Source organism: Actinacidiphila oryziradicis (assembly GCF_005047355.1).
GTDB lineage: Bacteria > Actinomycetota > Actinomycetes > Streptomycetales > Streptomycetaceae > Actinacidiphila > Actinacidiphila oryziradicis.
The window spans coordinates 42,146-54,967 of sequence record NZ_SUMC01000034.1 but is presented as its reverse complement, the minus strand read 5'-3'; the positions used below and the strand labels follow the sequence as shown (position 1 = coordinate 54,967).

The following is a 12,822-nucleotide window of genomic DNA, read 5'->3' as shown; positions in this document are numbered from 1 at the left end:
CGTTACGGGGGTTTGACAGACCTACCTTGGACTGCCTGCCTGCCATGCCATCCACCGATACTGGATGGCATGGACCAAAATGCCGAGCTCAGGGAGTTCCTACGGTCCCGCCGGGCGCGGCTCAGCCCGGAGGACACCGGGGTTGCGACCACCGCGACCACCCGCCGGGTACCGGGATTGCGACGCGAGGAGCTGGCGCGGCTGGCCGGGGTGAGTACCGACTACTACACCCGCCTGGAGCAGGGCCGGCATCTGAATGTGTCGGAGACCGTGCTGGACGCCGTGGCCAGGGCGCTGCAGCTGGACGCCACCGAGCGGGCCTACCTCTTCGAGCTGGCCCGTCCCAAGCCGCGCCGGGCGGTACGCGCCCGTCCGCAGCGGGTGCGCCCGGGTGTGCACAGCATGCTGCGGATGCTGGACGACCGGTCGCCGGCGTTCGTGCTGGGGCGCCGGATGGACGTACTGGCGTCCAATCGGCTGGCGCGGGCGCTGATCACGGACTTCGACGCGGTGCCGCACCGGGAGCGGAACCTGGTGCGGTTCATGTTCCTGGACGAGACCGCCCGCGAGTTGTACCGCGAGTGGGAGACGTACGCCGCCGAGATGGTCGCCACCTTGCGGATGGACGCGGGCCGCCATCCGGACGACCGGCTGCTCAACCAGCTGGTCGGCGAGCTGGCCATCAAGAGCCCGGAATTCAGGTCCTGGTGGGCGGACCACAATGTGCGGGACAAGTCGCACGGTGTGAAGCTCTACCACCACCCCCTGGTCGGGGACATGACCCTGGCCTACGAGACCGTCATCTTCCCTGGCGACGACGACCAGATGATGTGCGTCTACACCGTCGAGCCGGACTCGCCTTCCGAGGCCGCGCTGCAACTGCTCGCCAACTGGACCGGCACCACCGGGGCGGCCGGCCCCCAATTCCCGCTTCGAGAGCGAATACCCCAGGGAGAAACCCACCCATGACGAGCGTCACCGCCACCGCCTACGCGGCCCCCGCACCCAAAGCACCGCTCGAGCGCACCACCATCGAGCGCCGCGACCTCCGCGAGCACGACGTGCTGATAGATATCGCCTACGCCGGCATCTGCCACTCCGACATCCACCAGGCCCGTGAGGAATGGGGCCGGGGTTCCTTCCCCATGGTGCCGGGCCACGAGATCGCAGGTGTCGTCAGCGAGGTCGGCCCGGGCGTGACCAAGTACGCGGTCGGCGACCGCGTCGGCGTCGGCTGTTTCGTCGACTCCTGCCGCGAGTGCGAGCAGTGCCAGGCCGGCCTGGAGCAGTACTGCCAGGTCGGCGGTATGACCGGGACCTACAACGACACCGATCGCCAGGGCGAGAAGACGTACGGCGGCTACAGCACCCATATCGTCGTCGACGAGAACTACGTGCTGCGCATCCCCGAGGGCCTGTCCCTCGACGTCGCCGCCCCGCTGCTCTGCGCCGGCATCACCCTCTACTCCCCGCTCGCCCACTGGAACGCCGGCCCCGGCAAGAAGGTCGCCATCCTCGGTGTGGGCGGCCTCGGCCACATGGGTATCAGGATCGCCCACGCCATGGGCGCCGAGGTCACCGCGCTCAGCCAGTCGCTCCGCAAGAAGGAGGACGCGCTACGGCTCGGCGCCGACCACTACTACGCGACCAGCGACCCGGAGACCTTCTCCGCCCTCGCCGGATCCTTCGACCTGATCGTCAACACCGTCTCGGCCGTCCTCGACCTGGACGCCTACCTCTCCCTGCTGAAGGTGGACGGCTCCATGGTCGTCGTCGGCGCGCCCGAGAACGCCAGCAGCCTGAATCTGTTCTCGCTCATCGGCGCCCGCAGGTCGCTGTCCGGCTCCTCCATCGGCGGTATCCGGGAGACCCAGGAGATGCTCGACTTCTGCGCGGAACACGGGTTCGGTGCCGAGATCGAAGTCATCAACGCCGACCGGATCAACGAGGCGTACGAGCGCGTTATGGCCAGTGACGTTCGTTACCGCTTCGTCATCGACATCGCTTCTCTGCGCGACTGACACCCTAGGGAGATCATGCGCTACGTAAAGCTCGGCTCCACCGGTCTTGACGTCTCACCGCTCGTGCTCGGCTGCATGAGTTACGGCAAGCCCCACCGCGGCAACCACACCTGGACCCTGGACGAGGAGGAGTCCCGTCCCTTCATCCGGCGGGCGGTCGAGGCGGGGGTCAACTTCTTCGACACCGCGAATGTCTACTCCGACGGCACCAGCGAGGAGATCGTCGGGCGCGCGCTGGGCGACTTCGCGCGCCGGGACGAGATCGTGCTGGCCACAAAGGTGCACGGCCGGATGCGCCCGGGGCCGAACGGCGGCGGGCTGTCCCGGAAGGCGATCCTCACCGAGATCAACCACAGCCTGCGGCGGCTCGGCACCGACTATGTGGACCTCTACCAGATCCACCGCTGGGACCCGCACACCCCCATCGAGGAGACGCTGGAGGCGCTGCACGATGTCGTGAAGGCGGGAAAGGCTCGCTATATAGGGGCGAGTTCGATGTACGCCTGGCAGTTCTCCAAGGCGCTCCACGTCGCGGAACGGCACGGCTGGACGCGTTTCACGACCATGCAGAACCACTACAACCTCCTCTACCGGGAGGAGGAGCGCGAGATGATGCCGCTCTGCATGGACGAGGGCATCGGCGTGATCCCCTGGAGCCCGCTGGCGCGCGGCAAACTCACCCGGGACTGGGACGAATCCAGCACCAGGAGCGAGACCGACGAGTTCGGAAAGACGCTCTATAAGGACGAGGACCGGGTCATCGTCGAGCGTGTCGCGGAGATCGCCGCCGAGCGCGGTATCCCCCGTGCGCAGGTGGCGCTTGCCTGGCTCGCCCAGCAGCCGGGGGTGACGGCGCCGATTGTCGGCGCGACCAAGGCGCACCATCTGGACGACGCGCTGGCGGCGCTTGATGTGCGGCTCACGGAGGATGAGTTGAAGCGGCTCGACGAGCCTTACACTCCGCGGGCGGTGGCGGGCTTCGCGTAGCCCGCGTGGGCCCGGTCCGCCGGGTGGACGGTGCACCGGGGTTCACTTGCGGTCCACAGCTGTGTAGACGGCGCCGATCTGGAAGCCGTCGTCCAGTGTGGAGAAGGTGAGGGTGAGCCCGGTGTCCCCCGGCGACACGGCGTTGTGGATGTCGAACTCGTCGGCGTCATAGCCGAAGGTGTTGACGTCGGCCGGGGTGCGGGACATGCCATCGGCCGTGGAGTTCATCAGGTCCCCGGCCGGATTGTCGGGGCCGGAGAGCGGGGTGGCCACGCCGGTCGTGGACCGCACCTCGGCGTGCTCCCCGCCGAGGGTGCGGTCGCCGTCGTAGGCGATGTAGTCCAGCTTGGCGCCGGTCGGACTCTCGGCCGGCACTCCCAGGCCGTCCAGGGTGAGGACGACGGGCGGTGAGTCGACTTTGACGGTGCGATAGCCGTCCCAGAGGTGGAGGTGGCGAAGGGGTTCGCGATCATTCTCGTACGCGACGACGAGGGTCCAGGAGCCCCAGGCGTACGGCATCACCACCGCGTTCAGATTCGCGACCGTATAGCTTCCCGCGCCGGCCGCGCGGACGATGGCCGTGACATCGGCGGTGGCCTGGTAGCCGTACTCCATCTCGCCCTTCATGTAGCCGACGTCGCTGTCGGCGGTGACGGTGCGGTAGAAACCTTCGCCAGGGATCTTGAGGGCGACGGACCGGACCTGCGCCAGGCCCAGCACCTGAGGGCCGTTCAGGGTGTCCATGCCACGCGTCGCACCCCAGTAGAGGCGGGCGTACTCGATCCGCTTCGCACCGCTCGGGAGGCGGAGGGCGGCCTCGCTGGCGGAGCGGATGGGGACGCCGCCCGGGCCGGTGGCACCGGGGTCGGTGTTGACGTACTTCATTTGGTAGTTGTTGTTGAGGATGCCCCGGCCGATGCCCTTGCGGGCGTCCGCGCACGTGGCCGTCCCGGGTACTCGGTACTCATCGAGGGCTTCGTCGCAGGTCACGACCGAATTGCCGGTGCGGACGATTCCACCGTGCAGGTCGGCGGCATAGCGGGAGGCGAAGGGGATGTCGTGCTGCTCCGGCTCCCCGGCCGGCGGTGGGGCGGCGGCCAGCAGGGCCGGAACGAGAACGACGACGGCGACGATACCGACGGCCCTTCTGGCCGCCATTGCCAGGCTTTGTGTACGGCGCATCCGGTGACTCCCCGTGCGAGCTAGCATGACATGACGTGACATGACGGACGGTTATACGACTATCACCTCTTGTCACTGCCCGCTGGATCATTGGGCCGCCCGGGGCGGTCCAGCCGTAGGAGAATCGGCGCATGCTGAGTATCGGGACGGTCATCATGGGCGTCGGCGATGTGCGCCGCGCCACCGAATTCTGGATGCGCGCGCTGGACTACGTGCCCCGGGAGGAGCCGGAGGACGACTGGGTGGTCCTCGTCCCCTCCCAGGGTCCTGGTACCGCGCTCGCGCTGGGCCTGAGCGAGACGCCGGTGCAGGAGCACCCGCGGATCCACCTCGACCTGTACGCCGGCGACGCGGCCGACCAGGCCGCCGAGGTCGCCCGGCTGATCGCCCTCGGTGCGGAAGAGGTCGACTGGGACCTCTATCCCGAGGACGCCGACTTCATCGTCCTCGCCGACACCGAGGGAAACCGTTTCTGCGTCATCGACACGGCGCACGGCTGAGGCCCCGGGCCCGGGAGCTTCACCCCCGGGCCCGGGGCCTCAAGTCCGGCCCGTTCAGGCCTGGGATCCCCGGACCTCGGCAACCGCAGCGCCGAGGGCTTCCTTGATACGCGGACCGATCCGGGCGAAGCCGAGCTCCTTCATGGCGGCGCGGAGGAGCTCGTCGTCCGTCCGCTCGACAAAGTCGCTGTCGATCCACCGTACGAGGCCGGCGAGCTCACTCGCCGAGTACGCGGTGATGGGACGCCCCGGCGTCAGGGACGGCTTCCGGGGCCGCCGCAGCCGCTGGGCCTTCGCCGCGGCCTCGACGACCTCGGCGGCCTCGACCGCCTCGGGCTCAGTCGACTCCGACTCCGGCTCGGCCGCCTCGGGCTCGGTGAGCGCGGACGCCTCGGGCTCGGCGGGCTCGGTGAGCGCGGACGCCTCGGGCTCGGCGGCCTCGGGCGCAGCAACGACCTCCGGCTCCGGCTCGGCCATGGGCGCGGCCTCGGCCGCAACAGCAGCCTCCGGCTCCGGCTCGCCGAGATCGCTAGCGGCCGCCTCGGGCACAGCAGCAACCTCCGGCTCCGGCTCGGCCATAGCGGCCGCCTCGGCCGCAACAGCAGCCTCCGGCTCCGGCTCGGCCATAGGGGCCGCCTCGGCCGCAACAGCAGCCTCCGGCTCCGGCTCGCCGAGATCGGCCATAGCGGCGGCCTCGGCCGCAGCAGCGACCTCCGGCTCCGGCTCGGCCATCGGGGCCGCCGTCGCTTCCGGGACCGGCGCGGTCTCGACCGCAGCCACAGCCTCCTCGGCGCGGTCGGCGCCGTACGCGGCCTCCGCTTCGGCGGCGTCGGCGCGGCGGGCGGTGAGTTCCGCCAGCAGGTCGGTGAGCCCGTGCTCGCTGAGGCGGTCGCGCAGTGTCCGGAGGGTGGGCAGCCGGTAGAGGGTGCCCTCGTCGGCCGCGAGGCCTTCGAGGCGGGCGGCGAGGTCGTCGAAAGAGAGGGTCTCCAGGCTGGGATCGGCCAGGAGGCGGCCCAGTTCGCGCAGGCCCGCACCGGCGGCCTCGGTGGCGCGGCCGGCGTCCTCCAGGAAGGCGGCGTCGGACGGAAGCGCGGGGTGGCCGCCTTCCGCGGCGAGCGCGGTCCACTCCGTACGCGCGGCGGCGGCGGCCACGAGGGCGGTGTGCAGGGCGTCCCGGCGGATCCGCTTGGAGAGGGCGAGGCCGCGCGCCTGGCTGGGGATGCTCCGACGTCGTATCCAGGAGAACTTGGCGTTCGCCGTGGCGGCGGCCAGGGCGTCCAGATCGGCCTCGTAGGCTGTGGGGCGCAGCGTCGTCAGGGTGTCCCGTACGCGCTGCAGCAGCGCGACGGCGCCGCTGGTCGCGCCGACGGTGGTAGTCGTGCCGAGGGCCGTCCCTTCGGCCAGCCGGGTCGCGGCGTCGCGGACGGCGAGCAGGTCGCGTCCGCGCAGCTCCGCTAGGACGGTTGATGCGGCGCGGGCCTCCTCGGGGCTGCCGATGGTGTCCACGGCCGCGTACCACGGGTGGGTCTGGGCGCTCAGCGTGAAGCCGCCGAGCTCGGCGTAGGTGCGCAGGTCCTCCCGTGCGCCCGGCTGGGCGCCGCCGTCCGGCGCTGCTTCCGGGGACGGGGACGGGGACGGTACGTCGGCGGTGCGCACGGGGATTGCGGTCATATGAGATCCGGTTCCTGGCAAGGTGGGCTGAAGCGGCGGCAGGTGACGAACGTGCGGCGGGCGACCCGATGTCGGGCGGCTCCCGTCAAGCGGAAGCGCCCGGCCCGCTCCGCCGTACCTCGCGAACGCCTACCATACGGGCGCGCCTCCGGCCCGCGCACGCGCCGGGGCCTCATATTGAGACCGGTTCAACCGGTACTGCCGCCGAAGCTGATGGCCCCGAGGACGGACTCGACCTGTCGAAGGGTCGCGTCGGAAGGTCTGTTGAGGCAGACGGCCACGTTGAACACCCAGTCCGGCGCGCGGCCGCGTCCGTCCTGCTCGCCGATTCCGCGCTGGTAGCCGCTCAGGGTGCGGCGTCGCCGCCCCCGGACCTCGGACGGCGTCCAGGGGCGGCTCCCGGGCCATGGCTCCGTCATCCGGACGGAGCGGCGTGCCTCGCGCCAAACACGCCGTTCCCGGCCCGCCCGGCCATACGCGCGCGTCGGGCGCGCGGACGGCCGAAGGCGGGCAGCCGGCCGGACGGACTGGAGTGGGAATCCGGCCGGCTGCCCTGCTTTTGGGGCGGGATGCCCTGTCCGGGCATCCCGCGTACGATCCTCGCCGCCAGGCCCGGTCAGGGCGATCTCCGCGGCGTCGCGTGCCCTGGCACCGGGGGCACCTCCCCAACCAAGCTCTCGGCTCCGGTCGAGCAGGGGGACCCCCATCGCGTCGCTTCCTTCCTCCGCCTTGCGATCGCAGGCACCAGACCCCGCTCCTTCTCCCACGGAGACCGCCCGGACAGGGCCTAGGGCGGGTCCGCGTCAACGAGGTAGCCGCAAAGGAACCGGACCAGGTACAGGTGCGAGGCGGACTCGGCGCGGTAGCGGTCGCAGCCCCGGACGGCGCGTTCCAGGCGGGTGGTGAGGCGGAGGCGGGCGCGCTCGGCCTGGGCCAGATCGTTCAAGTGGTCGCTGTACGCGTCCACGAGCACCTGGTTGAGCTCGCGGACGGTGTTCTCGTATTGCGTGACGGTGATTCTGTACCGACGGCTGGGTACGAGTCCGAACATCATGTCGCCCCTGTTGTGCTGTCAGCACTGACCGCGCCGACGGCGGCTGCCGCGCCGCGGATCACGGGACCGTGGGCGCGGCGCAGTGCGACGAGCGGCCCTGCCTGCTCGACGACGTTCGTGATCCGGCACGGTTCCGGTCTGCCGGCCAGGGAAAGCAGGGGAACTCCGTCGGACGCCTGGTCCCCGTCGTACTGCCAGTGGTTGCCCTGCGCGTCCTGGTGCGACGCCGCGAGATCGTAGACCTGATCCCACAGCCGGTACGGCAGCCACGGCGTCCAGCAGCAGGGGGACGCCGAAGCCGACGACCTGCAGGGGTACTCCGTCGTTCCCGCCGACGGCGACGCACGCGTCCTCGTAGAAGACCACGTCCTCGGCGCGGGCCCCCATCGCGGCCCGCCAGACGTACCAGGCTCGTAGCTCTGTGATCCGTACCGCGACAACCGCCTGGTCACCGTCCGCCGTCACGGACACCACATCGGGGTGGGCGCTGTAGGCCGCCGCCAGATCGGCGGCCGTGCGGCGTGCCCGGGCGCAGGCCAGGGCCCACGCCAGGGCCGCCTGTTCGAGCCGGCTGTTCGGCGGCGGGGCCGGTGTGGAGGGTCCGTAGGCGGCGTCCGCCGGGGCCCATCCCGTGGCGGTGCGCTTCAGGGGCGTGACCCGCGACGGCAGGGCGAGACGCTCACCGGGCCCGGCGGGCCCCGGGAACAGGGCGGGCGGCGGCCGGTGGAACCGGGGACGGATCCGGCTCATGCGAGTTCACCGACCTCGCGAGTCCTCATGGCACTGCGAAGGTCGCATGTCGCGCGGTGCTGCAGCGACTTGACGGCCCCTACCGAGCAGCCCATCCTCCGTGCGACCTGCCGACCAGGCAGGTCACGCCAGTAACGCAGCGATACGACGGTCTGTTTACGGGAGGTCAGACCGGCCACCGCCGCCAGGAGCCGGCGGTACTCGAACGCGTCGAGGACCTGGTCCTCCGGGCTGCGGGCTGCGGTCTGTCCGGACTCGGGCACCTCGTACATGGAAACCTCGCATCGCGAAGGCCAGGATCTGTAGTGATCGGCGACGAGATTGCGGGCGATGGTGATCAACCAGGCGCGGACACCGCACCGCCGCCAGGCGAAAGAACCGATGTGGCACAACGCGCGCAGGAATGTCTCGCTGACAAGGTCGTCGGCGAGATAGCGATCTCCGCGCACCCGCCGGTACACGTACTGGTGCACTGCTGCCTGATGTTCGTCATAAAGAATGGCGAAAGCTTCTCGATCACCGTTGCGAGCCCGCGTCACAAGGACGGGTTCACTTCCGGACACCCGAAAGGCGGCGCTCGCGCGAACGTGCACCACCGGCATCACCTCATTCACTCATGCCGTTCTTTTATGATCGTCCGCGATCGTGGGCACACAGCTAAGCACAGCCGGAACTCAGCTGTCCATAAACATGGACAGTCGATCGATCAGTAAGCTGTCCATCTCTTGCAAATACACGTGCACACCGCCTTGATCATGGAGAATGACCAACGGTTCCATTGCGGCCGAAGCCTTGACCTGCGCATTCCAATACGAAATAAATTGACTGTTCGAGTGGTCATCCGACCGGGGGTAAGGCGGTGCAAGTGGGTGAGCAGCAGCCGGGACAGCGGGACGCACTGACCGAGTTGGTCAAGTCCGTCGTCGGCAGAGGCAAGCGGTGGAGCACGCGGGAGTTCGCCACGCTCGCCGTCGACCCCGGGACCGGTTGGTCACCGAGCAAGTCACTGCTCGGGAAAATCATCAACGGCGAGGGCTACAAGGTCGAACCACGCCTGGTGTCAGCCTTCGCGGTCGGGCTGGGCCTGCCCCGCGAAGTCGTGGCGACCGCCGCTCACTGGCAAGTCATCGGTTACAAGCAGGAAGAGCTTGACGCACCCGCACCCGCGACGCTGCTGCGCCACTTGATGCCCGCCTGCGACGGCAACAGCAACGGCAACGTTGACCGGGCACCCCGGGCAGAGGCCGTGGCCGAACGCTGGAACGATGACGAAAACGAGACCATCGCGGAATAATACGATGACGCGCAGAGGATGACGCCAAGAGTAAGATGACGGGCGCAGTTCCGACGCGCCTATTCGGGGAATCCTCGGAAACCCCCCTAGAGTGACCAGATCTCGCGCTGACCGAATCCGCGTCCGCTCCCGCCGATACGGGAACGGACGGGAGAGGAAAGGACGTGACTGACGTCCACGTGGAGAGCGCTCGCCTTGATGACGGGGTTGCCCTCATGTACCGGGACTTAGGAGAGCGGGTCCGCCTCGCCTTTGATCCACGCCAGATAAGCGAGGACGCCGCTATCGCCGTCCTCTGTATCCACCTGCCCCAATTGATCGGAAGCGTCCGGGTGTACCGGTCCCCTCCGGACGCCCCGCCGCAGCGGTCCCGGTGAGGGGGGCAGCGCCGCGGCGCTGCCCCCTGGGCCGCCGCCGTCCGGGATCTCTGACCTCCGGGAACTCTGAGCAGGTATCAGGTGCTGAGGAGACGGACGAAGAAGGACCGGTACTGCCGCAGCGCTACCCGCAGATCCTCGGTGGGAACCTCCTCACCCCGGTGCCATTGGCCTTCGAGCCCCTGCTTGTGGTCGGCGAACGTGGTGGCGAGCAGCTGCATCACCTCGGCGACGAGCCCGTCCGCCGCGCGCACCGACGCCTGCGGGTCATCGACGAACCCGCCCTGGATCTCCTGCCACCGGGAACGGAGGTCCTCCGCCCTCTTCGATTCGAGGAGCGGCTCGGCCTCGGGCTCGCGGGACGACTGGTCCGAGGCCGTGCTCCGTTCGACCGATGCAGCCTCGGGCTTGCCTTTGTCTCCTGCCGTGTCGGCCGTGTCAGCCGTCCGGGTCCTCGGCTCCGCGCCCTCGGCGTCCCGGGCCGCGGCCGGGCCACCAGCCGGGCCACCCGACCTTGCGGGCTGCTCCTGAGCGCGGTCCTGGGTCGTTTCAGCCTGGGTCTTGCTCCCGGTCTCGGCCTGGGGGGTCTTGGTCTCGGTCTCGGTCTGGGCGATGTCCTCGGTGGACAGGGCCTTTTCGGCGGGCGCGGCTGCCCCGCGCTGCCCGAATCCGCCTTCTCGTTGCATGTACCTCACCTCAGTTGTGTGGTGACTGTCGTGTGACTGCGGCGCTCAAGAGCGGCCTCCGCCCGACGAGGCGGCGTCGTCCTTCAACAGCGCCTCGAACATCGCGCGGTAGTGGATCATCGCGTTCCGCATCTCTTCCGTCGAGCTGTCTCCGCCGCCGACGCGCCCGTTGATCTCATGGGCGATGCGGTAGTGCTTCAGCGTTTCGGCGTGTTCGACCGAGAGGTCGCGCTCCTGCTGCTCGTATCCCTCGGTCGGGTAGCCGCGCTCGCTCATCAGAGTGTTCACGAGCTGGTCCGCCTCGCTCACCGCCCGGTCCGGGCTGTCCACGAAGTGCTCCTGCACGCTGTTCCAGTCCTGGGCGTAACGGCTCCGGACGGTCGAGGGCAGTGGCCTGATCTTCAGGTCCTGGTGCCGCTGCTCCCGCTCATTCAGCTCGCGCTCGGCTGCTCGGCGGTTGTGCTCGGCGTCGACCGTGCGCTCGTACTCCGATCCGAACCGCTCCTGCAGGTGCCGGCGCCGCATCATGGTCCGCAGGGCCATCGCGACCAGCGCCACGATGACCACGACGGCCACGATGATGACGATGAGGATCCCTGTCGACATCGCATCCTCCACTCTTTGGCAGCAGGCCAGTGCGCCCCTTCCGGCCTCTCGGCCTGACAATTCGCTCATACCCTCAACAACAGATAAAGAACACACTAAATCGTCTCCCTTTGGGTACTCCTTGCTGATCCTTCACCGCGACCGAGGCGGCTATACACACTGCGTATACGTGGTGTGTATAGCCGTCGCCGACACCACTCGGCTGGTCGGTGCTCTGGCAGACCGCCATCCCCGTGGTGCTCGGTCTGGCCCTCTCGGTCGCGGGCCTCGCGCTGGGTTACGTCGTCACAGGGGTGAACTGGGCGCCGTGACGAAGGCCGCCGCCGCGGCGCGGACACGCATCTCCTCCAGGGCGGTCGCCTGCCGGTACGCCCGGTCGAGGAGGCCGGCCAGCTTCTCGGCCAGGCCTTGGTGGGTGTCCGCGAGCACGACGAGGGTGCGCCACAGACTCACCTTGCCCTCCACGCCCAGCCACAGGGCCTCCAGCTCGATCAACGTGTCCAGCCGGGTGCGCCGCAGCATGCTGCCGTGCGGCTTCAGGCGGGCCACCTTCTCGCCGACCCATCCGGCACCGACCTTGTAGTACCGCACCGGGACCGACAGCGCGGACATGATGTCCAGCAGCGCGGAGCGGTCCTGATCGATCTCCTCGGCGAGACGCTCCAGCGTCTCGCCGATCCCCAGCGATCCCCCGCGCTCGGCCTCGGCCAGGTGACGGCAGAGCTCGACGCCCGCCGTGGAGCCGGCCAGATGGTCATTGAGGTAGATGGCAAGGAACGTGGATTCATCCTGCTGACGATCACCGCGTCGAAGCATGGTCTGCGAGCCGAAACGGTCCTTCATGACTTCTCCTTCCGGATCCTTTCGGATGCTTTTCAAGGAGTCCCGGCTCCACACCTGCCCACTTTCTCAGGCATTAAGGATCAAATAAGCCTAATCTGGACGATGTACGGCAAGCCGCTTCTCATCTCGGAAGGGGATGACCGGCGATGACCGATACCGGACAGCAGAACCGCCATGAAGCCTCCGGCCCGGTGTCCACGGGCGACAGCGCCAGGAGGACCGACGGAGCGGAGCGCCGTGGTGAGCCCGGCTCCCGGGGTCGGACCACCATCGCCGACGGCGTGGTGGCGAAGATCGCCGGAATGGCGGCTCGCGACGTGCCCGGCGTCCATGCTCTGGGCGGCGGACTCACCCGGGCCCTCGGGGCCGCGCGGGAACGGGTACCGGGCACGGCCAAGTCCGTGTCGCGCGGGGTCAAGGTCGAGGTCGGGGAGGTGCAGACGGCAGTCGATCTGGAGATCGTCGTCGAGTACGGCGTCTCGATCAGGGACGTGACCAGTGCCGTTCGGGAGAGCGTGATCTCCGCCGTCGGATGGATGACCGGCCTGGAAGTCATCGAGGTCAACATCGCGGTCGGTGATGTGAAGCTGCCCGACGAAGGGGACGAAGAAGCCGGGGAGGAAGAACAGCCGCCACGCGTCAGGTAGCCGGACGCCAGGAATCCGGACGTCCGCTATCCGGACATCAGTGACCGGGATCCACGAGCGAATCGCGTCGGCACGGATACTCCCGCTACTCCCGCCGTCGTACGGCGAATGCCGCCCGCCGTACGACGCTCCGTGATCCGTCCCCCGGCAGGGTGGGTGTCATCACCCCACTCGGAGGAGCCCGACTGTGAGGACCTCGGCGGC

General features: G+C 69.1%; 15 protein-coding genes and 1 pseudogene. 6 read left to right on the top strand and 10 right to left on the bottom strand.

Annotated features, from left to right (window positions below; all coding sequences use genetic code 11):
- The first annotated feature begins 69 nt into the window (after positions 1-69).
- The 3 genes from FCI23_RS29930 to FCI23_RS29920 are packed head-to-tail and all read left to right on the top strand — an operon-like array spanning position 70 to position 3,008.
- Entirely contained in the window at positions 70-969 is a 900-nt protein-coding gene (locus tag FCI23_RS29930; protein ID WP_136727068.1) for a helix-turn-helix transcriptional regulator, read from the top strand.
- Positions 966-2,021, top strand: a complete 1,056-nt coding sequence (locus tag FCI23_RS29925) for an NAD(P)-dependent alcohol dehydrogenase (protein ID WP_136727067.1) — start codon at positions 966-968, stop codon at positions 2,019-2,021. The genes FCI23_RS29930 and FCI23_RS29925 overlap by 4 nt, the downstream gene beginning before the upstream one ends.
- Before the next feature lie 15 nt (positions 2,022-2,036).
- Positions 2,037-3,008, top strand: a complete 972-nt coding sequence (locus FCI23_RS29920; protein WP_136727066.1) for an aldo/keto reductase — start codon at positions 2,037-2,039, stop codon at positions 3,006-3,008.
- Between the two features lie 42 nt (positions 3,009-3,050).
- On the opposite strand, the gene FCI23_RS29915 is transcribed toward FCI23_RS29920, so the two are convergent.
- The gene (locus tag FCI23_RS29915) at positions 3,051-4,190 is read right to left on the bottom strand and encodes a hypothetical protein (protein WP_169316984.1); all 1,140 of its coding nucleotides are present in this window, start codon (positions 4,188-4,190) and stop codon (positions 3,051-3,053) included.
- Positions 4,191-4,321: 131 nt separating this feature from the next.
- Between FCI23_RS29915 and FCI23_RS29910 the strand changes: the two genes are divergently transcribed.
- Positions 4,322-4,690, top strand: a complete 369-nt coding sequence (locus FCI23_RS29910; RefSeq protein ID WP_136727064.1) for a VOC family protein — start codon at positions 4,322-4,324, stop codon at positions 4,688-4,690.
- A gap of 54 nt (positions 4,691-4,744) precedes the next feature.
- Here the strand turns inward: FCI23_RS29910 and FCI23_RS29905 are convergent, their stop codons facing one another.
- The 6 genes and pseudogenes from FCI23_RS29905 to FCI23_RS29885 form a co-directional block, all read right to left on the bottom strand.
- Complete coding sequence (locus FCI23_RS29905) at positions 4,745-6,361, bottom strand: hypothetical protein (RefSeq protein WP_136727063.1); 1,617 nt, start codon at positions 6,359-6,361, stop codon at positions 4,745-4,747.
- A 188-nt stretch (positions 6,362-6,549) separates the two neighbouring features.
- Entirely contained in the window at positions 6,550-6,780 is a 231-nt protein-coding gene (locus tag FCI23_RS29900; RefSeq protein ID WP_136727062.1) for a hypothetical protein, read from the bottom strand.
- A gap of 368 nt (positions 6,781-7,148) precedes the next feature.
- Positions 7,149-7,415, bottom strand: a complete 267-nt coding sequence (locus FCI23_RS29895; RefSeq protein WP_136727061.1) for a hypothetical protein — start codon at positions 7,413-7,415, stop codon at positions 7,149-7,151.
- Positions 7,412-7,669, bottom strand: a complete 258-nt coding sequence (locus tag FCI23_RS63940; RefSeq protein ID WP_407646046.1) for a phiSA1p31-related protein — start codon at positions 7,667-7,669, stop codon at positions 7,412-7,414. Before FCI23_RS63940 ends, FCI23_RS29895 begins: the two co-directional genes overlap by 4 nt.
- Before the next feature lie 22 nt (positions 7,670-7,691).
- A pseudogene (locus FCI23_RS63935) lies at positions 7,692-8,165 on the bottom strand (BN159_2729 family protein); the annotation flags it as partial.
- The gene (locus FCI23_RS29885; protein ID WP_246144181.1) at positions 8,162-8,767 is read right to left on the bottom strand and encodes an RNA polymerase sigma factor; all 606 of its coding nucleotides are present in this window, start codon (positions 8,765-8,767) and stop codon (positions 8,162-8,164) included. The gene FCI23_RS29885 and the pseudogene FCI23_RS63935, both read right to left, overlap by 4 nt.
- Before the next feature lie 263 nt (positions 8,768-9,030).
- On the opposite strand from FCI23_RS29885, the gene FCI23_RS29880 reads away from it, so the two are divergent.
- Positions 9,031-9,459, top strand: coding sequence for a hypothetical protein (locus FCI23_RS29880; RefSeq protein ID WP_211265515.1), 429 nt, complete (start codon positions 9,031-9,033; stop codon positions 9,457-9,459).
- Between the two features lie 454 nt (positions 9,460-9,913).
- Here the strand turns inward: FCI23_RS29880 and FCI23_RS60265 are convergent, their stop codons facing one another.
- The 3 genes from FCI23_RS60265 to FCI23_RS29865 form a co-directional block, all read right to left on the bottom strand.
- Positions 9,914-10,522, bottom strand: a complete 609-nt coding sequence (locus tag FCI23_RS60265) for a hypothetical protein (RefSeq protein ID WP_246144156.1) — start codon at positions 10,520-10,522, stop codon at positions 9,914-9,916.
- 45 nt (positions 10,523-10,567) lie between these two features.
- Positions 10,568-11,128 (bottom strand): hypothetical protein, encoded by a 561-nt coding sequence (locus FCI23_RS29870; protein ID WP_136727058.1) that lies wholly within the window; start codon positions 11,126-11,128, stop codon positions 10,568-10,570.
- 285 nt (positions 11,129-11,413) lie between these two features.
- The gene (locus tag FCI23_RS29865; protein ID WP_246144154.1) at positions 11,414-11,971 is read right to left on the bottom strand and encodes a hypothetical protein; all 558 of its coding nucleotides are present in this window, start codon (positions 11,969-11,971) and stop codon (positions 11,414-11,416) included.
- Between the two features lie 146 nt (positions 11,972-12,117).
- Here FCI23_RS29865 and FCI23_RS29860 point away from each other — a divergent pair, with 146 nt between their 5' ends.
- Positions 12,118-12,618, top strand: a complete 501-nt coding sequence (locus tag FCI23_RS29860; RefSeq protein WP_136727057.1) for an Asp23/Gls24 family envelope stress response protein — start codon at positions 12,118-12,120, stop codon at positions 12,616-12,618.
- The last annotated feature ends 204 nt before the right edge of the window (positions 12,619-12,822 follow it).